Source organism: Streptomyces sp. NPDC057424 (genome assembly GCF_042803315.1).
Taxonomy (GTDB): domain Bacteria; phylum Actinomycetota; class Actinomycetes; order Streptomycetales; family Streptomycetaceae; genus Streptomyces.
The window spans coordinates 32,705-55,651 of the sequence record NZ_JBHVCP010000026.1; the positions used below are offsets into that span (position 1 = coordinate 32,705).

17 protein-coding genes and 1 pseudogene are annotated in these 22,947 nt (G+C 73.8%); 13 read left to right on the forward strand and 5 right to left on the reverse strand.

Annotation, left to right across the window (positions count from 1 at the left end):
- Window positions 1-8: 8 nt before the first annotated feature.
- Together ACFU3E_RS21275 and ACFU3E_RS21280 are read right to left on the reverse strand one after the other, a co-directional pair.
- Window positions 9-887 (reverse strand): RimK family alpha-L-glutamate ligase, encoded by an 879-nt coding sequence (locus tag ACFU3E_RS21275; protein ID WP_384160303.1) that lies wholly within the window; start codon window positions 885-887, stop codon window positions 9-11.
- 168 nt (window positions 888-1,055) lie between these two features.
- Window positions 1,056-1,145: pseudogene (locus tag ACFU3E_RS21280) on the reverse strand (VOC family protein); the annotation flags it as partial.
- A 355-nt stretch (window positions 1,146-1,500) separates the two neighbouring features.
- Between ACFU3E_RS21280 and ACFU3E_RS21285 the strand changes: the two are divergent.
- The 7 genes from ACFU3E_RS21285 (at window position 1,501) to ACFU3E_RS21315 (ending at window position 12,975) form a co-directional block, all read left to right on the forward strand.
- The gene (locus tag ACFU3E_RS21285; RefSeq protein WP_384160306.1) at window positions 1,501-2,946 is read left to right on the forward strand and encodes an acyl-CoA synthetase; all 1,446 of its coding nucleotides are present in this window, start codon (window positions 1,501-1,503) and stop codon (window positions 2,944-2,946) included.
- Complete coding sequence (locus ACFU3E_RS21290; protein WP_384160309.1) at window positions 2,939-4,279, forward strand: carboxyl transferase domain-containing protein; 1,341 nt, start codon at window positions 2,939-2,941, stop codon at window positions 4,277-4,279. The genes ACFU3E_RS21285 and ACFU3E_RS21290 overlap by 8 nt, the downstream gene beginning before the upstream one ends.
- 79 nt (window positions 4,280-4,358) lie before the next feature.
- Window positions 4,359-4,715 carry a CU044_2847 family protein gene (locus tag ACFU3E_RS21295; protein ID WP_384160455.1) on the forward strand — a complete coding sequence of 119 codons (357 nt, stop codon included), beginning with the start codon at window positions 4,359-4,361 and terminating at the stop codon, window positions 4,713-4,715.
- 32 nt (window positions 4,716-4,747) lie between these two features.
- The gene (locus ACFU3E_RS21300; RefSeq protein WP_384160458.1) at window positions 4,748-6,439 is read left to right on the forward strand and encodes a trypsin-like peptidase domain-containing protein; all 1,692 of its coding nucleotides are present in this window, start codon (window positions 4,748-4,750) and stop codon (window positions 6,437-6,439) included.
- A gap of 63 nt (window positions 6,440-6,502) precedes the next feature.
- Window positions 6,503-7,510: an AAA family ATPase gene (locus ACFU3E_RS21305; protein ID WP_384160312.1), complete on the forward strand. Its 1,008-nt coding sequence runs from the start codon at window positions 6,503-6,505 to the stop codon at window positions 7,508-7,510.
- Window positions 7,500-11,768, forward strand: a complete 4,269-nt coding sequence (locus ACFU3E_RS21310) for an SAV_2336 N-terminal domain-related protein (protein WP_384160315.1) — start codon at window positions 7,500-7,502, stop codon at window positions 11,766-11,768. Before ACFU3E_RS21305 ends, ACFU3E_RS21310 begins: the two co-directional genes overlap by 11 nt.
- Window positions 11,769-11,937: 169 nt before the next feature.
- Window positions 11,938-12,975 (forward strand): rod shape-determining protein, encoded by a 1,038-nt coding sequence (locus ACFU3E_RS21315; RefSeq protein ID WP_384160318.1) that lies wholly within the window; start codon window positions 11,938-11,940, stop codon window positions 12,973-12,975.
- A gap of 14 nt (window positions 12,976-12,989) precedes the next feature.
- Here the strand turns inward: ACFU3E_RS21315 and ACFU3E_RS21320 are convergent, their stop codons facing one another.
- Entirely contained in the window at window positions 12,990-13,943 is a 954-nt protein-coding gene (locus tag ACFU3E_RS21320; RefSeq protein ID WP_384160321.1) for an anti-sigma factor RsbA family regulatory protein, read from the reverse strand.
- A complete protein-coding gene (locus ACFU3E_RS21325) occupies window positions 13,940-14,278 on the reverse strand; it encodes an STAS domain-containing protein (protein ID WP_384160461.1) in 339 nt (112 codons plus the stop codon). The genes ACFU3E_RS21320 and ACFU3E_RS21325 overlap by 4 nt, the downstream gene beginning before the upstream one ends.
- Before the next feature lie 203 nt (window positions 14,279-14,481).
- Between ACFU3E_RS21325 and ACFU3E_RS21330 the strand changes: the two genes are divergently transcribed.
- The 4 genes from ACFU3E_RS21330 to uppS all read left to right on the forward strand — a co-directional run bounded on the left by ACFU3E_RS21330 (window position 14,482) and on the right by uppS (window position 18,536).
- Entirely contained in the window at window positions 14,482-15,180 is a 699-nt protein-coding gene (locus tag ACFU3E_RS21330) for an ANTAR domain-containing protein (protein WP_384160324.1), read from the forward strand.
- Between the two features lie 151 nt (window positions 15,181-15,331).
- Window positions 15,332-15,574, forward strand: a complete 243-nt coding sequence (locus tag ACFU3E_RS21335) for a DUF6411 family protein (protein ID WP_366715522.1) — start codon at window positions 15,332-15,334, stop codon at window positions 15,572-15,574.
- Window positions 15,575-15,643: 69 nt separating this feature from the next.
- Window positions 15,644-16,609, forward strand: a complete 966-nt coding sequence (locus ACFU3E_RS21340) for a YihY/virulence factor BrkB family protein (protein WP_384160328.1) — start codon at window positions 15,644-15,646, stop codon at window positions 16,607-16,609.
- Between the two features lie 103 nt (window positions 16,610-16,712).
- Entirely contained in the window at window positions 16,713-18,536 is a 1,824-nt protein-coding gene (gene uppS / locus ACFU3E_RS21345; RefSeq protein WP_384160331.1) for a polyprenyl diphosphate synthase, read from the forward strand.
- A gap of 165 nt (window positions 18,537-18,701) precedes the next feature.
- On the opposite strand, the gene ACFU3E_RS21350 is transcribed toward uppS, so the two are convergent.
- Window positions 18,702-20,288 (reverse strand): glycoside hydrolase family 32 protein, encoded by a 1,587-nt coding sequence (locus ACFU3E_RS21350; protein WP_384160333.1) that lies wholly within the window; start codon window positions 20,286-20,288, stop codon window positions 18,702-18,704.
- A gap of 196 nt (window positions 20,289-20,484) precedes the next feature.
- On the opposite strand from ACFU3E_RS21350, the gene ACFU3E_RS21355 reads away from it, so the two are divergent.
- Together ACFU3E_RS21355 and ACFU3E_RS21360 are read left to right on the forward strand one after the other, a co-directional pair.
- A complete protein-coding gene (locus ACFU3E_RS21355; protein ID WP_384160336.1) occupies window positions 20,485-21,894 on the forward strand; it encodes an extracellular solute-binding protein in 1,410 nt (469 codons plus the stop codon).
- The gene (locus tag ACFU3E_RS21360) at window positions 21,891-22,886 is read left to right on the forward strand and encodes a carbohydrate ABC transporter permease (protein ID WP_384160339.1); all 996 of its coding nucleotides are present in this window, start codon (window positions 21,891-21,893) and stop codon (window positions 22,884-22,886) included. The genes ACFU3E_RS21355 and ACFU3E_RS21360 overlap by 4 nt, the downstream gene beginning before the upstream one ends.
- The last annotated feature ends 61 nt before the right edge of the window (window positions 22,887-22,947 follow it).

The following is a 22,947-nucleotide window of genomic DNA, read 5'->3' on the forward strand; positions in this document are numbered from 1 at the left end:
CGTGGTGATCAGCCGGCGGCGGCCAGCACCGCCCGCACGACCTGCGGCACGGAGTCCGGGTGCAGAGCGAGGAACAGGTTCGGCTCGATCAGCTCCAGCTCCATCACGCACGGCTCGCCGTCCGGTCCGGTGACCAGGTCCACCCGCGCGTACAGCAGCTCCCCGTCCCCGGGCACGGCGGCCAGGGCCCGCTCTGCGACGGCCAGTTCGGCGGCGGTCGGCTCCCAGGGGCGCAGAGCGGGGTGGGCGACCTTGTCGGCGTCGTACGGTGTGCCCGGCGCGAGGACGGCGCCTTTGACACTGGCGTGCAGCAGACGTCCGCCGAAGAACTGCAGCGCCCGTTCCCCGAACGTGTCGATGCTGCTCAGGTAGGGCTGCACCATGACGGTGAACCCCTCGGCGTGCATGCGCCCGGCCTGCCGTACGGCGGCGTCCCGCTCCCCGGCCGGGTAGCGGGCGGCGTACCGGGCACCGGCCCCGGAGGCGGGCTTCACGACGTACTCGCGGTCGGCGGGCAGGTCGACGGGATCGCCGGGCGGGAAGTACCGGGTGGGCACGGCGGGCACTCCGGCCTCCGCGAGCTGCCCGAGGTAGCGCTTGTCGGCGTTCCACCGCACGACATCGACCGGGTTGGCCAGCCGCGTCGCCTTCCCGCACCGCTCGGCCCACGCCGTGAACTCCTCGGCGCGCCAGCTGTAGTCCCAGGTGGAGCGGATGAGCGCGAGATCGAAAGCGGCCCAGTCCGCCGAGGGGTCGTCCCAGTGGACGGCGACGGCATCGGCCCCGGCCTCCCGCAGCGCCGCCACGAGCACCGGCAGGTCCCGGTCCTTGTGCTCCTCGCCGCGGGGGTCGTAGGTGACGACGGCGATGCGCGGGGTGCCGGCCACGGCGACTCCCTCCTCGTACGGACGATCGACTCGATGTCCGTCGCAGGCTAACAATCCCGTCCGGAACCGCGACACCGGGTTTGACCTTCATCTTTGGTGAAGCGGCCCGAGCGCGTGGACCCGGACACCGGACACCGGTACTGCGCGGCCGGGCGGCCGGAGCCGCCGTCAGTGCCGGACGAGACAGAACGGGTGCCCTGCCGGGTCCGCGAAGACGCGCCAACTCCGCCTTTCGTCGCCCTCATCGAGCAGTGTCGCCAGCTCGACGACATCGGCACAGTCCAACACCACACACCGCAGCTTGGCGATCATGCAGGGAAGCGTGGAGCAGCACCGCGCACCGGCCCTGGACGAGCCAGGGACACGTCGAGGACGGCGGTGGGGCGCGGTGTTCACGCCTGGAGCGGGGTGAGATCGGCGCGATCGGAATGATGGCCGTCGCCCGGACGTGGACCGCGAGCGTTTCTTCCGGCAGCTGACGGTGTACGGAGGAATTGTGGTGGCGGTCGTACCGGCGGCGGCATGGCTGGTGAGGGCCGTCCCCGGCTGGGGACGACCCGGCCGGGCCGCCGCCCACGGACAACCGCAGGCAACAGTCAAGGAGATGTGACGCGTGCCCCCTCTCTTCCCGGCGCTGACCGAAGCCCCGGCCGACCATCCGGCCCTCCGGTTCGGCGAGCGCTCCCTGACCTACGCGCAGCTCGCCGCCGCGGCCGGAGCGCTGACGGGCCGCATCGGCGAGGCCACGCGGGTCGCCGTCTGGGCGACGCCCACGATGGAGACGGCCGTGGCGGTCGTCGCCGCGCTGCTGGCCGGCGTACCCGCCGTACCGCTCAACCCGAAGTCCGGTGAGAAGGAGCTCGGGCACATCCTGTCCGACAGCGCCCCCGAGCTCGTGCTCGCCGCCTCCGACGACCAACTCCCCGCGCCCCTGAGGGACCTCACCCGCGTGGATGTCGACGTGCACGCCACCGGCCCGGCCCCCGAGGACCGCGCCGCGGAAGAGGATCCGGCCCTGATCGTCTACACCTCCGGCACCACCGGCCCGCCCAAGGGCGCCGTGATCCCCCGCCGGGCCGTCGCGAGCACCCTGGACGCGCTGGCCGACGCCTGGCAGTGGACCGGCGGCGACGTCCTCGTCCACGGACTGCCGCTGTTCCATGTGCACGGCCTGGTCCTGGGCACCCTCGGCCCGCTGCGGCGCGGCGGGTCGGTGCGGCACCTGGGCCGCTTCAGCACCCAGGGCGTCGCCCGCGAGCTGAGCGGCGGCGCGACCATGCTGTTCGGCGTGCCGACGATGTACCACCGGATCGCGGAGGCGGTGACGAGCGACCCGGAGCTGGTGAAGGCGCTGACCGGGGCGCGGCTGCTGGTCTCCGGTTCGGCCGCGCTGCCCGTGCACGACCACGGGCGGATCGCGACCGCGACCGGGCGGCGGGTGATCGAGCGGTACGGCATGACGGAGACGCTGATGAACACCAGCGTCCGTGCCGACGGCGAGGCCCGCCCGGGGACGGTCGGCGTGCCGCTGCCGGGCGTGGAGCTGCGGCTGGTCGAGGAGGACGGCTCGGAGATCACCGCGTACGACGGGGAGACGGTGGGCGAGATCCAGGTGCGCGGACCGAACCTGTTCACCGAGTACCTCAACCGCCCCGACGCCACCGCCGCCGCCTTCACCGCCGACGGCTGGTTCCGCACCGGCGACATGGCGGTGCGCGACCCCGACGGCTACGTCCGGATCGTCGGCCGCAAGGCCACCGACCTGATCAAGAGCGGCGGTTACAAGATCGGGGCCGGTGAGATCGAGAACGCGCTCCTCGAACACCCCGGGGTGCGGGAGGCGGCGGTCACCGGGGAGCCGGACGCCGACCTCGGTGAGCGGATCGTGGCGTGGATCGTGCCGGCGGATCCCCAGTCGCCGCCCGGGCTGGAGGAGTTGGCCGACCACGTGGCGCGGCGGCTCGCCCCGCACAAGCGGCCCCGGGTCCTCCACCACCTCGACGCACTGCCCCGCAACGACATGGGGAAGATCATGAAGCGGGCGCTGGCCCATGGCTGAGCGGCTCTCCGCCCGCGCGGTCGTCACCGCGCTCGCCGACGACGGCACCTTCGCCGAACTGCCCGCCCCCACACGGCAGTCGCGGCCCGACGGCCCGCTCGCCTGGCCGGGCTACGACGCCTCCCGCGCCCGGGCCGCCGAACGCACCGGTGAGCAGGAGTCCGTGGTCTGCGGCACCGCCCGCGTCGGCGGCATCCGGGCCGTGCTGATCGCGTTCGAGTTCGGCTTCCTCGGCGGCTCCTTGGGCGAGCGCACCGGCGACCGGCTGGAGGCGGCGTACGCGTACGCCCGCGAACGCCGCTTCCCGGTCGTGCCGCTGGTGGCGACGGGCGGCAGCCGGATGCAGGAGGGCATGCTCGCGCTGACCCAACTCCAGCGGGTGGCACGCCAGTCGGCGCTCACCCGGGAGGACGGTCTCGCGCAGGTCGCGGTCCTGCGCGACCCGACGACCGGGGGCGGCTGGGCCACCCTGGGCGCGGGCGCCGACGTGGTGCTCGCGCTGCCCGGCGCCCAGGTCGGCTTCGCCGGCTCCCGGGTGCGGCCGGCGGACGCGGACCCGGCGGCGTACACGGCGGAGGCGCAGGTCGCGGTGGGGGCGGCGGACGCGGTCGTGCGGCCGGAGGAGCTGGGCGAGACGCTCGGGCGGTGGCTGCGGCTGCTGACGTGCCCGTCCACCACACCCGCCCCGCCGCCCGAAGCGCTGGGCGGGTCCGCGGTCCTGCCCGCCACGGGCTGGGACGCCGTCCGTCGCGCCCGTTCCCCGCAACGGCCGCGCGCGGACGCCTACTTGGACGCCTACTTCACCGACCGGGTCGCGATCAGCGGCGACCGCTGCGGCGGCACCGACCCGGACGGCATGTTGTGCGGCTTCGGCACGCACGAGGGCCGTACGGTCGCGTACGCCGCGCAGACCGGGACCGCGACCCGCCCCGCCGGATACCGCACCGCCGCCCGGCTGGTCCGCCTCGCGGGCCGGCTCGGCATTCCGGTGCTGACCCTCGTGGACACCCCGGGCGCGGCCAACGACGCGGAGGCCGAACGGCAGGGCGCGGGCGCGGCGATCGCCGACCTGTTCGGCGCGGTCGCAGGGGCCCGCACTCCGGTGACCACGCTGGTGATCGGCGAGGGCGGCTCCGGCGGCGCGCTGGCCCTGGCCGCACCCGGCAACACCTGGGCCACCCCCGACAGCTACTTCTCCGTGATCGCGCCGGAACTCGCGGCGGCCATCCTCAAACGGCCCCCGCGCGAGGTGGAAGCGACGGCGGACCAGCTCCGCATCCGGCCGCAGGACCTGGTGGAGCTGGGGGTGATCCGGGGGACCGTCGGACCGTGACCGGGGTGAATGCCCGATGCGCCATCAAGTACCTTCCGTCACAATGGGAATGCTTAACGCAACGAACGACGGGGGTGCCGTGGACGGGTTGGTCGAGTTCAGAACCGGGGACGGTGCCGTGGTCGCGGTCGAGGCCGTGGAGGAGCGGTCCGGCTCCCGCCTGGTCTCCCGCGGCGACGGCACGGTCCAGGCGGCCCGCACCTTCGAGGGCGCCCTGGACGGCGTGCGGGCGGCGGCCGAGTCCGCGCTGCGCGTCTTCCGGGACGGCTCGCTGAGGCCCGACGGAGTGGAGATCGAGTTCGGGGTGAAACTGGCCGCCGAGACGGGCGCGTTCATCGCCAAGGGCACCGCCGAGGGCCATCTGGTGGTCAAGCTGACCTGGTCCCCGTCCGCGCCGGAGGCCCCGTCCGCCCCGGAGGCCGGCGGCGCCTCATGAACAGCGCCGTGGACAGCACACCGGCGGGCGCTCTGCACAGCGCCGAGTGGCACGCCCGGATCGAGTTACGGGGCCGGGTGGCCGGAGCGGGTTTCCTTCTCACCCCGAGCACGGTGCTGACGTGCGCTCATGTCGTCGGCGACGGCGAGGACCTGGCCGTGACCTTCACGGAGCGGCCCGGCACCCCGGCCGTGCCGGCCCGGGTCGTCGCGCACGGCGGCTGGAGCGGCGGCGTCACCGACCCCGGCGACCTGGCCGTGCTGGAGCTGGACCGGGAGATGCCGATCGCCCCGGCCGCGCTGGCCCCGGTCGACGCGGCGCACGGCCCGACGGCCCGCAAGCTCGTCGTCTACGGCTTCCCGGACGGCTTCGACGAGGGCACTCTCGCCGAATGCCGCGTCACGGCACCGCAGTTGATCAGACGGGAGTGGCTCCAGCTGGAGTCCTGGCACCAGGGCGGCCAGCCCCTGGCCCCGGGCTTCAGCGGGGCCGCCGTCACCCTGGCCGACACCGGCGAGGTCGTCGGCATGGTCACGGCCGACGCCGGCAGCGGGGAGGTGCGCACCGGCCGGATGATGCCCACCCAGATCATGGCCCGCTACTGGCCGGACCTGCAGAGCCTGGTCCCCACCTCCGACCACACCAGCGCCGACCGGGCCCGGCTGCGCGCCCTGGTCGAGAAGGCGGCCCGCGCGGGCGTCGACTGCGACCCGGTGCGGCTGTACACGGCGGCGGCCGACCGGTTCGATCCCCCGGCGCCCGAGGAGGGGTTCGACTCGCTGTGGTCGGCGGCCCTGTTCGTGCTGTGCGAACTCGACGGCCCGGGCGCCGCGCGGACCGTCGCCCGGTTCGCCGACCGGCTTCAGGACCTGCTGCACTCCCCGGCCGTGGAGCCGTCGGCGCCCGACTGGTCGCCGATTCTCGTCGAGCTCGGGCACAGCGGAGCGGGCGACGGCCTGGTCCGCGTCGAGGTGTCCGCGTACAGCGAGGGGCGCCGGCACCCGGTGGACTCCGGCACCGTCGAGCGGCACCGGCTGCACGCGTACGTGCAGGAGGGGATCGAGGCGGCGTTCCGGTATCTGACGCCCGGCGCGGACGAGCTGGTCGCGTTCGCGCTGCCCCGGGACTGGCTGGACTGGCCGGTCGACCGCTGGGACAGCGCCCCGGACGACGACACGCCGCTCGGCTGCGTCTACCCGCTGGTCGTCACCGACCACGCCCGCCGCAAGGCCAGCACCCGGCACGTGCTGACCCGGGCGTGGAAGCGCCTCGACTCCTGGCCGGGCGCGCGGATGCACCGGGTGGAGTGCGGCGGGCCGGAGGAGCCCGGGCGGCTGCGGTTGCGGCTGCGGCAGCACGACGCCTGCCTCGCCGGGTTCGGCACCGCCCCGGCCACCGCCCGCACCCGGCGGCACTTCGACACCTCGCTCGCCGCGCCGGCCCCGCTGATCGTGTGGTCGCGGGGCGGCTGCGGCTCCGGGCAGGAGGAGTGCGCCGGAGCGGACGGCTGCACCGGCAAGGCCTTCCTCGACGCGCTCGACACCCACGTCATGGCCGTACCGCCCGCCGAACTCCCGCGCCACGTCCTCGCCCTGCGCGAGGAGGCGCTCGCGGAGGAGGACCACTGGGCCCGCGGCATCCAGCTGCTCTGGGACGACCCGCGGGTCTTCACCGACCCGCACGCCGTCGCCGCCGCCGCGCACGCGAGGTCGCCGGTGGCCTGACCGCCCGCACCCGACGCGCCTGAGAAACACCCGCACGAAAACGGAGAGCGGAGACCACTCCCCATGCCGCACTGGTCCGTCTACACCGGCCGCAACGAGCCGCACGACGGCATCGACGACCTGCCCGCCCCGCCGCCCTGGCGTGCCTTCGACGGCGGGCCCGCCCTGCCTCCGCCGCACGACGGCGACGACGTGACGGCCGTCTCCCCCGACCGTGTGCACCGGGCGAAGTCGTACGTCGCCACCGAGGAGAGCGTCCGGCTCGTCAACGCCGCGCTCTGCCTGCGCCGCCCCCTGCTCGTCACCGGACCGCCCGGCACCGGGAAGTCGTCCCTCGCCTACGCGGTGGCGCGCGAGCTGCGGCTCGGCCCGGTGCTGCGCTGGAACATCACCAGCCGCAGTTCGCTGGCCGACGGCCTCTACCAGTACGACCCGCTGTCCCGGCTGTACGCGGCCCGGGAGGGACGGGACGAACGGGGCGGGGTCGAGGACCACCTGCGTCTCGGCCCGCTCGGCACAGCCCTGCTGCCCTACGGCCGGCCCCGCGCGCTGCTCGTCGACGAGATCGACAAGAGCGACCTCGACCTGCCGAACGACCTGCTGAACGTCCTGGAGGAGGGGCAGTACGAGATCCCGGAACTGGTCCGTGCCGCCCGGCACTCCGGCGACGGCGCGACCGAGGTCCTCGCCGACGGGACGGACACCCCGGTCACCGTGCGGCGCGGCCGGGTCCGCTGCCGCGCCTTTCCGTTCGTCGTGCTGACCAGCAACGGGGAGCGTGAGTTCCCGCCGGCCTTCCTGCGCCGCTGCGTCCGGCTGAAGCTGCGCCGCCCCGGCCGGGACCAGCTCACCCACATCGTCCGGGCCCACCTCGACACACCGAGCGGCGACGCGGACCGCCTGATCAACCGCTTCCTGGAGCGGGCCTCCGGCGGCGAACTGGCCACCGACCAGCTGCTGAACGCCCTCTACCTCACGGGAGTGGCGGGCCTGGACGCCGAGTCCCGCGACGACCTCGCCGAGCAGCTGATGCCGTACCTCAGTGCGACGGCCGACGGCGATGGCTTCTGAGGGACCCGGGCCGTCCCCGGTCGGCCGGCTGGCGGCGGCACTGTCGGCGGCCGGCGCTGCGCCGACACCGCGGGAGATCGCCGAACTGCTGTGGATGGCAGGTCAGTTGGAGCCGCCGACCGGGGAGCCCAAGAGCGGCCGGCCGATCGTTCCCGAAGCTCCCGCCACCGGCGCGGAGGCTCCCGGCCCCGAGGAGCCGGCCCCCGCCGCCCCCGTACCGCCGCCCACCGCCGAGCCTCCTGACCGGGCCGCCCCCGACCGAGTCCCCCTCCGTCTCCCCACCCCACGGTCCCCGGACCGTCCGCACCACCAACCCGGCGGCGGATCACCCCTCCTCGCGCCCGCGCCGCCGATGCTGCCCCATCCCCTCGCGCTGCAGCGCGCCCTGCGTCCGCTGCAGCGCAAGGTGCCCTCCCCGCATCTGCGCCTGTTGGACGAGCGGGCGACGGCCGACCGGATCGCCCGGCTCGGCGCCCACCCGGACGTGTGGTTCCCCGTGCTGCGCCCGGCACCCGACCGCTGGCTGCGCCTGAACCTCGTGCACGACACCGGCCCCACCATGCCGGTCTGGAACCCCCTGGTGAGCGAACTGCACACGGCGCTCGCCCAGTCGGGCATCTTCCGCACGGTCACCCTGCACCCGGCCACACCCGACGGCCGGGCCCGCCACGTCCCCGTCCTCGACGACGGCCGCACGGTCACCCTCGTCGTCAGCGACTGCATGGGACCGCAGTGGCGCCCTGGCGAGGCGGGCGAGCGCTGGTACCGCACCCTGCGGCACTGGGCCCACCACATGCCGCTCGCCGTGGTCCAGCCCCTCCCCGAACACCTCTGGTCCACCACGGCGTTGCCCGCCGAGCCCGGCCTGCTGACGTCGCCGGCCACCGCGTCCCCCACGGCGGCCCTCGCGTTCACCCCGTACGACGCGTCACCGCCCCCGGAGGGGGCCGTCCCGCTGCCGGTCCTGGAACCGGGCGCCCCCTGGTTCGCGCACTGGGCGGCCCTGCTCGCCGACCCGGGCGGCGCCCGGACACCCGGCGCGGTGGCCTGGCTGCCGCCCGCTCCCGCGCCTCCCGCCGAGCCCACCCCTGACATCACCACCTCCGCCCCCGAGGACCTGGTCCTGCGCTTTCGCGCCACCGCCTCCCCGGAGGCCTTCCGCCTCGCCGGGCACCTCGCGCTGGCCGTCCCCTCGGTCCCGGTGATGCGCCTCGTCCAGCGCACCCTGGAACGCGACCCACGCCCCCAGCACCTGGCCGAGGTGATCCTCAGCGGCATGCTCACCTCCGCCCCCGGCCCGCCCGGCTCCTACGCGTTCCGGCCCGGCGTACGGGAGTTGCTGCTGCGCTCCCTCCCCCGCACGGCCCGCGGCCGGACACGCGAGTTCCTCGAACGGGTCGGGGGCCTGATCGACGAGCGCGCGGGGCTCGCGGCCGGGGAGTTCCGGGCCGAGACGGACAGCGGCCGGGGCGAGGCGGGCCCGGCGTTCGCGACGGTCAGCGAGGAGACCGTGCGGCGGCTGGGCGGGGAGGTGCTGTTCGCGGGGCGGTACCGGCTGACCGGGCGGCGCGACTGGGAAGGGCGCGTGTTCCGGGCCGTGGACGTCCGCACCGACCGGCAGGTGATCGTGCGCCGGTACCGTGAGCAGCCCGCCCCGCAGGAACGGTTCCTGATCCAGGCGCGGGCGCTGGCCGGGATCGACGATCCGCATGTGGTGAAGGTGCTCGACTTCGGGGTGGAGGGCGACGCGCCCTACCTGGTGACGGAGTTCGTGGACGGCCTGACGGTCTCCGAAGTGCTCTCGGGCATCACCTTCCCGGCCTTCGCCCGCCTGGTGTGCCAGGGCCTGGCAGGGCTGGAGGCCCTGCACACGCGCGGCCTGGTGCGCGGGGAGCGCGGGCCGGCCGGTCTGCTGCTGCGCCCCGACGGCACGGTGCTGCTCAGCCGCATCGCCCTGGGCGAGGAGTCCCGGGACAAGGCCCCCGAGGCGGACGTCGCGGAGTTCCGGTGGCTGCTCAAGCAGTTGGCCGCCGGCGCCCAGGTGCCCGCCGAGCACCGGGAACTGCTCGATCTGATCGACCGGCACGAACTGCCCGAAGCCGCCGCCTACGCCGCCCGCCTGCCCGCCGAGTGGCCACCGCCGCGCTCCTTCACCCTGCTCGGTCCCCTGCGCATCAGCGCGGGCACGGAGCCCGTGGAACCGCCCTCCCCAAAGGCCCAGGCGCTGCTGTGCATGCTGCTCCTCCGGCACGGCGTGCGCGTGCCCCACTCCGAACTGGCCCGCGGGCTGTGGGAGGAACCCCTGCCGGAGAGCGAGGCCGCCCAGCGCCTCGACGCCCTGGCGGCGGAGGTCCGGCAGGTACTGCCGGACGGCGGCCTCGTCGCCCTCTCCCACTCGTACGCCCTGCACCTACCCGACGTGTACGTCGACGTGCTGCACTGCGAGCGGCTCCTCGCGGACGACGGCAGCGACCCCTGGCGCGCCCTCGGTCTCTGGTACGGCGACCCTCTCGACGGTGTTCCGGGCCCCGCCGCCGCGGCCACCCGGGACCGGCTGCGCACCCTCAGGGCGGAACTGCGGTCCGGGCCGGGGGCCACCGCCCCCACGATCCTCTTCGAGGCCGACGACCTCACCGGTCACCCCGAGGCCCGCATCACCCTCGAGTACGCGGTGCACGAGATGCTCTCCCGCGGCGCGCTCGCCCCCCACCAGTTCGACGTACGAGTCCGCGGCGGAGGCTACGACGTCCACACCGAAACCGGCACCTATCTCCTCCCCGTGCTGGTGGCCGTCCTGCGCGGCCTGCCCGACGTCCTCACCGGGCTCGTGGACCCGCCGCCGCTGACCGTCACCTTCTGGGACCGGCCCGCCCCGCCGCCCGAGCCACCGCCCGTGCCCGCCGGCATCCAGGTGATCGTCTCCCCGGACGTCTACGAGCAGTTCGCCGCCAGTTCGGCCGCCCAGGGCCCCCAGCGCTTCCAGCCCCTCTACCAGGACGGCGCCTCGGACACCCCGCCCGTCGCCTGGTACTGCCCGCTGTCCCCGGCCCCCACCCGGGAACCCGAGGCCCGTGACCTGGTGCAGGGCCCGTTCATCACGCGCGACCTGCGCCGGCTCGGCATACCGGTCCCGGGCCGCACAGCCGTCGTCCACACCCGGCCCGACGGCCCGCTGACCCTCCTCAACCCCGCCCGGCCGCACGGCGACCGGCCGCCGCGGCTCGTGACGTACTACGAGGTCGACCTCACCACACACCAGGTCCGCCACCGGGTCTCCCTGCCGAGTTCGGGCAAGGGAGCCTTCGCCGCCGCGGTCGAGCTGTCCTGGCACGTGGAGGACCCCGTCGCCTTCGTGCGTGCCGACGTCGGCCGGGTGTCCGAGCCGCTGCTCGGTCACCTGCGGGAGGAGGCGGCGCGTATCACCCGCCGGCATCCGCTGCGCCGGGCGGGCGCCGCCCAGCGCGCGGTCAACGCCGGGCTGCGCCGCTGGCCGGTGCCCGGGCTGTCGGTGACGGCGTCGGTGCAGCTCGGCCCGGAGGGCGCGGACCTGCCCGGACCGCAGCGGGCCGCGCCCGCGCAGCGCCCGCTGCCGCAGCTCCTCGCCGAGGCCGAGACGGTCCTGCTCGGCTTCGACGGCCCGGTGGCCCGCCTGTTCTCGGCGACCACCGCGCGCGAGGCCGTCCTCGACCTGCTCGCCCTCGTCGACGAGCACCGCGACCCGCGGCACACCCTGCCCGGCGCGGTGCGGGAGACCTTCGCCCATCCGCTGGACGTGCTCCGGGCGTTCGCGCAGGACCCGCTCGGGCCGCTGCTGCGGAAGCGGCTCGACGAGCTCGAACTCCTGGCGGTGCCGCACGCGCCGGCGACGCACAACTGCGCGCCCCTGATCCGTACCCTGCACGCCTCCGGCCGCCGCCTCTGTGTGATCACGGACGTCTGCGCCGAGGCCGTACCCCGCTATCTGCGGCCCTACGGCGCGCTGCCCCTGGCCTGTGTCCACGGCCGCACCGAGGACCTCGCTCTCCTCACCCCGCACCCGGACTGCATGCTGCGTGCCCTCGACGCCTGCGACGGGTCCGCCGCGACGGGCCTGGTGATCGGTTCCACCGTCGCCGAGCTCGCCGCCGCCCAGCGGGCCGGGCTGCGTTTCGTCGGCCTCGCCCGGAACACCACCACCGACCGGCAGCTGCGCGAGGCCGGCTGCGAGACCACGGTGACGTCCCTCGGGCCTCTGCTGGAGGCAGCGCAGTCCCTGTGACAAAACGTCGAACCCCCCGTTCGGCGGCGCCCCGCCCGGCCCCCCACGAAAGGCGGCCCGGCCTTCTCCCGCGCACGATGCGATGGAGGCCCGCCACCCGGCGGCCCCACGTCTGCGAGGCCCGCCACCTGGCGGCCTCCCACGGTCTGTGCTCTCGGGAGGACCTGCCATGACCGCCAGTCTGGAGCAGTTGCGCCGCTGCCACTTCGCCGTCGACCTGGGGGCGGCCCGCACACGCGTCTACGTCAAGGGCGCCGGGCTCGTCGTCGACCAGCCGTCCGCCGCCGCCGTGAACACCCGCACCGGCGCGCTGATCGCGGTCGGTGAGCTCGCCGAGAAGATGACGGGCCGCACCCCGCACTACATCCGGGTGGTCCGGCCGGTCTCCGGCGGCACCGTCGTCGACATCGAGATGGCCCAGCGCATGCTGCGGCACCTGCTCGGCGACAAGATGCGCCGCAGTCTGCGCCGCAAGCCGATCCTGCGCGCCGCGGCCTGCACCCCGCACGACGCCGACCCGCTGGCGCAGCGCGCCGCGATCGAGACGCTCGTGGGCCTGGGGGCGCGCCGCGTGGAACTCGTCGATACGCTCATCGCCGCGGCCGTCGGCTGCGGGCTGCCCGTGGAGCAGCCCGAGGCCACGATGATCATGGTGTGCGGGGCGGCGGCCACGCAGGTGGCGGTGCTGTCCCTCGGCTCGATCGTCACCGCCGAGCGGATCCCGGTGGGCGGCGAGGCCGTCGACCACGCGATCGTGCAGCACCTGCGTCACGAGCACGAGCTGATGCTGCCGAGCCAGTCGGTACGGCCGTTGCAGCTGGCCCTGTCCGGCAACGGCCTCACCGCGCAGGGCCCGGCCTCCACGGAGATCCACGGCCGGGACGTCGCCACCGGGCTGGCCCGCTCCGTCCAGGTCGACACCGCCGCCGTACGGGACGCGATCCAGACGCCCCTCACCGCGATCCTCGACGGCATCGGCAAGGTGCTGCGGGCCTGCCCGCCCGACCTGGTCGCCGACCTCGCCGACCGGGGGATCATGATGGTCGGCGGCAGTGCCCTGCTGCCGGGCCTGGACCAGATGCTGCGGCAGGCGACCGGCATGCCGGTGCACATCGCAGAGCGCCCGGACGTGTGTGCCGTGCAGGGGATCGGCGCGATGCTGGAGGGCAGGATCGCGCCGCTGGCGCTGGACCCGCTGGGCACCTGAGCGTCAGGCTCCGCTCAGCGGACGAACCAGCAGCGCACGGTCGTCCCGCTGTCGCCGCGATGCACCCGCACCAGGTCGGCGATGAGGTTGACCAGCAGGATCCCGCGCCCGCCGCGCTGGTCGCGGGGCACCGGCCGGCGTCCGGCCAGGAGGTCCGTGAGGTGCCCCTCGTCGCGGACCTCGCACACCACGTACCCGTGCTCGGCCCACACCCTCAGCACGCCCGAACCGCCGCCGTGCACCACGCTGTTGGTGGTGAGCTCGGCCGTGGCGAGGGCCAGGTCGTCCAGCTTCACGCCGACGAGGCCGAGCCGCGCGCCCTCCCCGACGGCCACGTGCCGGGCGTGCGGGAGCGAGTCGGAGTCGAAGGTGAACGTCAGAGCCTCCGGCACGGGCGGCAGCGGCTCGTTGTAGCGGACGACCACGTCCCCGGGGGCGTAGGCGTCGCTGTGCCGCTCCGCCCGGGAGCCGGGGTGGATGACGGTGGGGTGGGTGGCGTACGCGTCGGCGACGACGTGCTCGGGCAGCTGCGCCACGTCGTACGGGCACATGATCGTCGCCGTACGGCCCTGGAAGGCGGCGTTGATGAGGGCCTCGTGCTGGGCGCAGGCGGGGTACTCGGTGTCCGAGCGGCCGGCCCAGACGGGCTCGCCGATGATCCGCACCCGGCGGCCCGCGGGCTGGGCGTCGGCGAAGGCGCGCAGCACGCCGGGGATGATCCGACCGGGGTTGCGTCCGGCCTCGCGCATGTCCAGCAGCCGCACGGCCTCGGCGGCGTCCCCCAGCGCGTCCCTGATCAGGGCGAGGTTCTTGCCGGGCACGGCGACGGCGACCGGCTCGCCGGCGTCCAGAGCGTCGTGCACGAAGGGCAGGGTGCCGGCGAGGTACTCCTGCTCGTCCCGGTAGAAGAGCGCGGGGTGGGCGAAGGGGTCGAGGGGCCCGAAGGACTCGGTCACGGCAGTGGTCATGACGCCGACACCTCGATACCCGCCTGACCGGGCCACAGCAGGTCCAGCGTGCGCCGCAGGGCGGGCGGCGGCCGGCGCACCACGAACCGCCGGCCGTCCCGGAGCTGCCCGGCGGCGGCGGCGAGCGCACCGGCGCCCGCGACGTCGACGAACGTCACGTCGGACAGCTCGAGGTAGTACACGTCATCGTCCTCGCGAACCGCCTGCTCCAGTACGCCTTCCCAGATCGCACGTGTCGTCAGGCCGACCTCACCCGCCGCCCGGACGCCCTGCCGCCCGGCCAGCGGGAACACCGCCAGGCCCGGCACAGGTTCGCGGGGGCCGGTCGCCGACATCCGCTGCCGAGTGTTCAAACCCCTCTCCCCACGCTTCTGGACCACAGCGCTCGTACCCGCGCAGGAGAAGCTCATTCCCCCGAAAGGTGTGTAGTACGCCGTACGGCGGGCAGGCGCACCTCACACCGACGTCGACGGGGGCGAGTGACGTCGTGCAGTCCGGCGAGACGAACACGACCGATGAGGACCGACAAGGCGGTGACATGACCTCAGCGGCATCACCACATCTCACAGGAGGGCTGGAGACCCTGGTCATCCGTGGCCGCGTCGATGCGGACCGAGCCGAGCTCAACCCGCGTGGTGAGCTCGTTCACGGCTGCGCGGACGTACTGGCCAAGACTCTGGCCGACCTGCCCGGCACGGTGACGCGGGTCGACCTGGACATGGGGGGCGTGCACTTCATGGACACGGCCGGCCTGCAGTTCCTGGACGTGCTGGCCGACCACCGCCGACAGCGGTCGCTGACAGTGACGGCGACGAACTGGAACGGCCAACCGCGCCGGATCCTGGAGCTGGCGGGCCTGGACACGACCGACCCGCTGACCGGCCTGGACACCGTCGGCCCGCTCTCCCCGGCGCCGCCGGCCTCCCCGGCCTCCTCGGCGGTCGCCCTGGAACGCGCGGAGCGCCTGCACGTCCTCCAGGAGGAGGTCGAGCAGCTCCGCCAGGCCATCGCCTCCCGCCCCGTCATCGACCAGGCCCGGGGCATCCTCATGGCCACGCACGGCTGCACGTCCGACGAGGCGTGGCACATCCTGCGGGAGACGTCCCAGCTGTCGAACACGAAGCTGCGGGATGTCGCGGCGGCGGTGACGGCGAGCGCGGAAGGGGACGGCCCACCGCCGTCGGCCGAGCTGCGCACGGCGCTGCAGCGGGCGGTCGCGAGGCGCCGCCGAGGCTGAGTGGGCGGTCGGGGGTACCGCCCGCGGGGCCGGTACTCCCCGCCCCGCCGGGGCAGCCGGCAGCCTCCAGGGTGCATCACCACGGAGGTGGCCACATGGAGAGGGCACGACGGGGCACCCGTATCTCCCCCACCAGTCAAGGGAGTTGCTTGTGATCGTCGCCGTCGTCATCGCCGGGTGCGTGCTCCTGGCCGTGCTCGCCTTCCTCGTCCCCCGCCTCTCGCGCCACCCCGAGCGCGGCACTCAGCGTTCGCTCGGCGCGGGCGCCCGTGCCGGCAGCAAGGCACCCGGCGTCCTGGGCAGGCTCTTCAGCAAGCCCTTCCACTCGAGTTCCCGCGCGGTGAGCCGCAGCGGCTCGGCCGGCCGCCGCACCCGCGGCCGCATGCCCTTCTGACCCACCACACGGCCGTGCCGCCCGGCATGCTGGTCCGGTAGGCAGCGCAGGCAGAAGGAGACCTTCTCGATGGGCACCGCAGTGCATGTCCCGCAGACACGGGACATGATCGGGGAGGAACTCTCCGGAGACGAGGCGTTCACCGCGCTGCGGCGCTACGGAGGCCGCCGGCTGCTGGTCGACGCGTTCACCCGGTTCCGCTACGCCGACGGCTTCAGCAGCGCCCGCTCCCTCGCCTTCCAGGTGGTCCTGGGCATGGTGCCGTTCACCATCGCCCTGGTCGGCGTGGCCACCACCGTGCACACGGAGAGCGTGGGGCGGATCATCGAACTCACCCTCGGCCGGATCGTGCCCGGCGCCAGCGCGGACCTGGTCGAGGACGCCCTGGACGGCACCGCGCGCAGCGCCGCTTCCGGCGTCTGGGGCGCCGTGGCCATGTGGCTCGGCCTGGCCTTCGCCGTACTGAACCTGACCTCGGCGATGGCCCAGGTCGAGCGCGGCGCCAACCGCATCTACGGCATCGAGCGCGACCGGCCCCTCCTGGCCAAGTACGGCCGCTCCCTGCTCCTCGCCCTCGCCGCGGGCATGCCGATGGTCCTGGGGTTCCTCGTCCTCGTGGCCGGTGACGCCGTCGGCAGCGCGGTGGTCCAGGTCCTCGGCTGGTCACGCACCTGGCTCGACCGGTGGGGCGCACTCGACATGCCACTGGGCGTGGTGCTCGCCTGGGTCGCCTCGTCGGTGATCTTCCGCTGGGCGCCGCGCCGGGACCAACCGGGCTACACCTGGCTGGCGTTCGGCTCCGCGGTCCATCTGGTGCTGTGGATCACGGCCACCTGGCTGCTCGCGCTCTACGTCGCCCAGAGCGGCTCCTTCGGCGCCGTCTACGGGCCGCTGACGGCCTTCGTCGCCCTGCTGCTGTGGGCCAACCTGACCGGCGTGGCCCTGTTCCTCGGCATCGCCTTCGCAGCCCAGCTCGAGGCGGCCCGGGCCGGCATCACCGAGGCCGTGCGCCCCGACCCGGGGCCGGGCCCGTGACGTACCCGCGCCGGCGGGGACCCGCGGGCGGGCCGGAGCGGATCGCTGACGCGCGCCCAGCCCCTGTGATCACCGCGCCGAACCAAGACGTATCGTCCTCGGTGTGACCGATGTGCCCCCCGCGACCACAGCACCGGCGGACCGAGAAGCGACCCCCGGGGCCCCCGGCCCGGCCGGACACCCGGTGACCGGCGACGATCCGGCCCTGCGGGCGGCCTACCGACTGTGCCGGCGCCGGACGAAGGACCAGGACCCGGCGGAGTACGCGCTGATCCAGCTGGTGCCCGCGGCCCTGCGCCCGGCGCTCCACGCCCTGTGGGCCGCCGCCAGTGCCCTCGACGACCTGGGCGACGACCGCACCGCACCCGCCGCCGAGCGGGCCGCCCGGGTCGAGGCCTGGATCACCGCCCTGCACCGCGAACTGCCCACCGGCTCGAGCCCGGACCCGGTCCGCCACGCCCTCGTCGACACCGCGAACCGCTGGCGCCTGGACCTGTCCGAGCTGCGGGACGCCATGGCCCAGGTCCAGGACGACACCCGCGGCAGGCACTTCGCCGACTGGGCGGAGTGGCGCGCCTGGGGCCGGGACAACCTCCTGCCCTGGTTCGGCCAGGTCCGCACGGTCTTCGACCGGGCCGGCGTCCCCGTGGCACTGCGCCTGGACACCCGGGAGGCCTACGAGGAGTTCCTCGACGGCGTCCGGCTCACCGACATCCTCACCGACCTGTCCGCGGACCTCGCCCAGGGCGACCTCCTGCTGCCCGCCGAGGCCCTCGACCTCCATCCCGGGTCCGGGGCCGACCTGGCGCAGCGCCGCTGGAGCCCCGCCGTCGCCGACCTGATCACGCATCTGACCGGCCTGGCCCGCCAGTGGGTGACCCAGGAGGCCCTCACCCGCGGCATGCACCCCGGCCCCGCGACGGTCCTGGGCACGATGGCCGCCCTGCTGCACGCCCAGCTCGACGCCGTCGACGCGGCCGGCCCGGCCCTGCTCCGCTCCCCGCCCCGGCCCGCGCTCCGCACCCGGGCCCGCGTCCTGGCCCCCGCCCGGGCCCGCGCGGCCCTGGCCTGGAGCCTGACCCCGCTGACGGTGCCGCCGCGGCAACACCCCCGTGTCCCCACGCAGCCGGAGCCCGCCCGGCCGGCATCCACCCGCAGCTTCCTGCTGCCGCCGCCCCATCCGAGCGGCGAGCAGCCCCCCGGGATCCCGCCCGGCCGGCTGCCCGCTCACGTCGCCGTGATCATGGACGGCAACGGCCGCTGGGCCCAGCAGCGCGGCCTGCCCCGGCACGAGGGCCACCGCGCCGGTGCCGGCGCGGTCCGCGAGGTGGTCCACGGCGCCCTGGACATCGGCCTGCGCCACCTGACGCTCTACACCTTCTCCACCGAGAACTGGCACCGCGACCCGGAGGAGGTCGACGCGATCCTCGGCCTGCTGCGCGGCGAACTGGCCGACAACCCCTTCCGCGACCTGGACGTCCGGATGCGCTGGCACGGCCGCGCCGGCCGCCTGCCCCCCGACCTGGTGGACCTCCTCCACCTGCGGGAGCGCACCACCCGTGCCCGCACCGGCCTGACGCTGACGATGTGCATCGACTACGGCGGCCGGGACGAGCTCACCCGCACGGCCGCCGCCCTGGCCGGCCGGGCGCGGGCCGGCCATCTGGAGCCCGCCCTGATCGCCGAGGACGACTTCGCACGGCACCTGCCCCTGGCGGACATGCCGGACGTGGACCTGCTCTGGCGGACCGGCGGCGAGCAGCGCGTCTCCAACTTCCTGCCCTGGCACACGGCCTACGCCGAGCTGCACTTCACCCCCGGCCTCTGGCCCGACACCGACCGCCGGGACCTCTGGCAGGCCGTCACCACGTACACCCGCCGCCAACGCCGCCTCGGGGCCACTCCGGCCGCGGCGGGACCTTCGTGAACGCGGGAGGCGGGAGGCGGGGTTGTGGGCGCTCTGGTCTGCCCGATTTCACTACGTTGGGACTCGGCCATGCCCGCCGGGCGCCTCCTCCACTCGATCGGGACAGGAAGCCCTGGCGCGCCGGTCGTGGGCAGCCTCCCGGCCCGCCCCGGCGCCCCCGTCGGATCAGACCGTGAACTCCCGGATCACCACGTTCCGGAACACCGCCTGCCCGTCGATCGTGAACAGCGCCAGTGCGGTGTCGGACGGGTCGGGGAAGGCCTCGGTCGAGTGCACGTACCGGCCGTCGCCGACGAACATCTCGACGGACGTGCGGTCGACGAGGATCCGCAGGCGGACCGTGCCGGCGGACAGGTCGAACGGCGTGCGGCTCTCCTGCCATCGGCCGGAGGTGTCGGGGCTCACGGTGTAACCGCGGTTGACGAAGGCGTAGTCGCCGTAGACCCCCGCGTCGATGTGCCGCCCACCGTCCGACGACCGCCGCAACTGGAGGCCGGCGCCCATCAGCTGGTCCCAGGTGATCTCACAGGTCAGCTCGTACGCGGTACCCGTGTAATCGAGCGGCCGTGTGCCGTCGACCACGATGTCGCCGAGGTCCACCGTGCGCGACACATGGTCGTCCAGGGCCGCCACCGGCTGGGACGCCAGGTAGTACGTACCCGACGCGTGCTTCAGCCGCACCTCGCGGACGATCGAGTCGGTGCCGTTGAAGCCGTCGCACTCCATCGTGGGCGTGGTGTTCGCGTAGTCCCAGTGGTTCATCCAGCCGATCGCGTACCGCGTGTCCGGGTCCAGGACCCCGCTCGCGTCCCGTTTGTCGAAGGTGACCGCCGCGTACCAGTCCCAGCCGTGGTCCAGCCACTGGGGATCGGACACGTCGGCGGTGAAGGCCGTACCGTCGAAGGAACCCGTCCAGTACGCGAACGTGCTCGGCAGCCCCGAGCCCTTGCCGTTGGCGCTGACGCCCAGCACCCACTTCCAGGTCCCGTCGTCCGCCCTGATCCGGAACAGGTCGGGGCACTCCAGGACGCCGATGCCGCCCTTGACGAAGCCGCCGACGTACGTCCACGCCTTGAGGTCGGCGGAGTGGTAGAAGCCGACTTTGTCGTTCTCGGCGAGCAGCATCACCCACCGTCCGTGCTCCTCGTCGCGGATCACCTTGGGGTCGCGGAAGTCCCGTACGCCGGGGTTGGGGAGGGCCGGGGCGGTGCCGTGGTTCGTGAAGGTGCGGCCGTCGTCCGTCGAGTAGTACAGGTACTGGGCCTGGGTGACCTCGTCCGGCGCCATGGTGGCGAGGACGATCACCGCGCCCGCGCCGAAGCCCGCCGTGCCGTCCGTGTCGACCACCGCCGAGCCGGACCAGACATCGCCGTTGGGAGTCGTGTCCTTCGGCACGGCGATGCCCCGGTCGGTGAAGGAGACGAGGTCGGTGCTGGTGGCCAGGCGCCAGGCGGTGCCGGCCGTCGTGCCGCCCGTCGAGTAGTCGGGGTTGTAGAGGTAGTAGTAGTGGTACTCGCCGTCGATCCAGATCGGGCGCTGCGGGTCGTTCATCCACTGGTCGGGGACCGTGAAGTGGTACTCGGCGCGGTAGCTGCCCGTGCACGCGGCCGTCGCCTCGCGGGGCACCGCCACCGCCGGTCTCACGAGGTCCGGCAGCAGAACACCGGCGGTGCCGACAGCCGAGGCCGTCAGCAGCGACCGCCTGGACAGTGTCTCCCCCGGGCCGGGCGAACTCCTCTTCATGTCACGCATCGTGCGGCTCCCTTCCCCGACGTCGTCGTCGGGACGCGACTCATGTGGACCGGAACCGTATACCTAACTCGTTAAAGGTCAAGCCCTCGCGCATCGGTCGTTCGCAACCTCCCCTCCGCGCACATCCCTTGACAGAGTCGCAGCGGGGTTCTCATCATCATGGAATCACGTTGACTAACACGAGTTAGGCTCGCCGATGACCGACTCGCTCCTCTCCCGACGGGCCCTGATGCGCTACGGCGCGTACGGCGCCGGAGCCGCCGCTCTCGCCGGTGTCGCGGCCGGCTGGGACCGCCTCACCGCCGCCGACATCCCCGGCCGCGACGACGGCTCGCTCGTCATCGCCACCCTGGGCTCCGCCTTCAACCCCGAGGCGCAGCACGCCCTGCGCGACGGATTCCGCGAGGTCCACCCCGACATCAGGATCCGCATCAACCCCGTACAGGCCTACGACTGGTCGGACTTCTTCTCCAAGATCCTCACCCAGATCGCCGCGGGCACGGCACCCGACCTCGTGTACGTCGCCACCGAGGGCGTGCAGCTCTTCGCCCAGCGGCTCGGCGTACCGCTGGACAGGTGGGCGAAGCGGGACGCGGCCGAGCTGCGCACGTACTTCGCCGACGTCCATCCCTCGCTGGTCGAGTCGATGATGTACGAGGGGAGCCTCCACCAGCTGCCGGTCGAGTTCAACGCGGCCGACATGTACCTCAACAGCCGGGTCCTCGAACGCGCGGGTGCCGACCTCCCCGGCGACGACTGGACCCACGACGACTTCACCACGCTGCTGCGAGCGATGAAACGCAGCAACGGCGACCGGTTCACCCCGTACTTCTGGACCAACCGGCTGTGGGGCGGAGTGGTCCCCTGGCTCTTCGCCAACGACACCAACCTCCTCACCGAGTCCAAGGCCCCCGGCGGCGACTGGCTCTGGAACTCCTTCTATCCCGAGGCACAGCGGCGCGGCCGGGGCGGCGGCTACCGGTGGACGACACCCCTGGCCGACTCCGACCGCGTCGCGGAGGTCTACGACTACCTCTCCTCCCTCGTCCAGGAGGACCTGTGCACCCGGCCGGAGGGCGGCGACGGCCGCAACCTCGTCGGTGTCTTCTCCACCGGCCGCGTCGGTGTCACGCCCGCGGGCGGCTTCTGGGCGGGCGGCCTGCATCAGGCGGGCATGAAACCGGCCGACTACGACGTGCGGTACTTCCCGCGCTGGCGTACCCGGCGTCACCAGTTCGGCGCCGCCGGGTACGCGATGCTGCGCACGTCGAAGATGCGGGACGAGGCCTGGGAGTTCATCAAGTACACCGCCCGCAAGGACGTGATGACCCAGCTCTTCGCGGCCAACCAGACCACTCCGGCCCGCCGCTCCATGGTCGACGCGGCCCGCTACCGGGAGACCGGCCCGGCCCACTGGCAGGTCTTCTACGACACCCTCGACAAGATCCCCACCACCGGCCCGATTCCGGCCCCGCCGCAGGTCAACGAGGTCGAGCAGCTGCTGATCAAGCACACCGGAACCGCCCTTGCGAGCCCCCGCGCGGTGCGTCCCGCGCTGCGCCGGCTGCAGGGGGACCTGGAGAAGGCCATGGAGCGTGAAGTGTGACGAACACCGAGATCAGGCCGGTGGGGCCGGAGCCCGCCCGCACCCGCAGGAGCCACAGGAACCGCAGGACCGGTCAGACCCGTAAGGCATCCGGGTCCACGGCCGCCACCACCATCCGCACCCGGGGCACCCGCCTCCTCGCCGTACTGTTCCTCGCGCCCACCGTCGTCGGCATCGTCGTCTTCACGGTCGTACCGATCGTCGGCTCGGTCGTCCTCAGCCTCTTCCAGTGGGACGTGATCGACGACCCGCGGTGGGCCGGAGCGGCCAACTACCGGGAGATCCTGACCGATTCGACGGTCCTCGTCTCCTTCCGCAACACGCTCGTCTTCATGGTGCTCGCGGTCGCACTGCAGTTGCTGATCGCACTCGTGCTGGCGATCGCGGTGAACGGCCGGATGCCCCAGTGGCTGCGGTCCGTGTTCCGTTCGGCGTTCTTCTTCCCGCTGGTGCTGTCCGCCGCGTCCATCTCGGTGGTGATGAAGTACCTGTTCAACCAGGACTTCGGCCCCGTGAACTGGCTGCTGGGCACGGTCGGTATCCCCTCGGTCCCCTGGCTGACCTCGGAGAACGGAGCGATGGCGGCCGTGGTCCTGGCGTACGTCTGGCAGCAGTTCGGCTTCTCGTTCCTGCTGTTCGTCGGCGGCCTGAACAACATCCCGAAAGAGGTGCACGAGGCGGCTTCGCTGGACGGCGCGAGCGGGGTGCGCAAACACCTCGCCATCACCCTGCCGCTGCTGTCGCCCACGCTGCTGGTGGCGTCCGTGGTCGGCATCATCAACGCCCTCCAGGTCTTCGAGCAGCCGTACGTCCTCACGGCGGGCGGTCCCGGCGACTCGACGCGCACGGTCGTGATGGTCATCTACGAGACGGCCTTCGAGCAGCTCCGCTTCGGCGAGGCGTCCGCCGTGGGCGTCCTGCTCTTCGCCCTGATCATGGCGGTCACCGCACTCCAGTTCCGGCTCAGCCGACGATACGTCCACTACCAGTGAGCCGGGTGAGTCAGATGAGTACGAGTTCCCTCTCGGGTTCGGCATCGGGTTCGGCATCGGG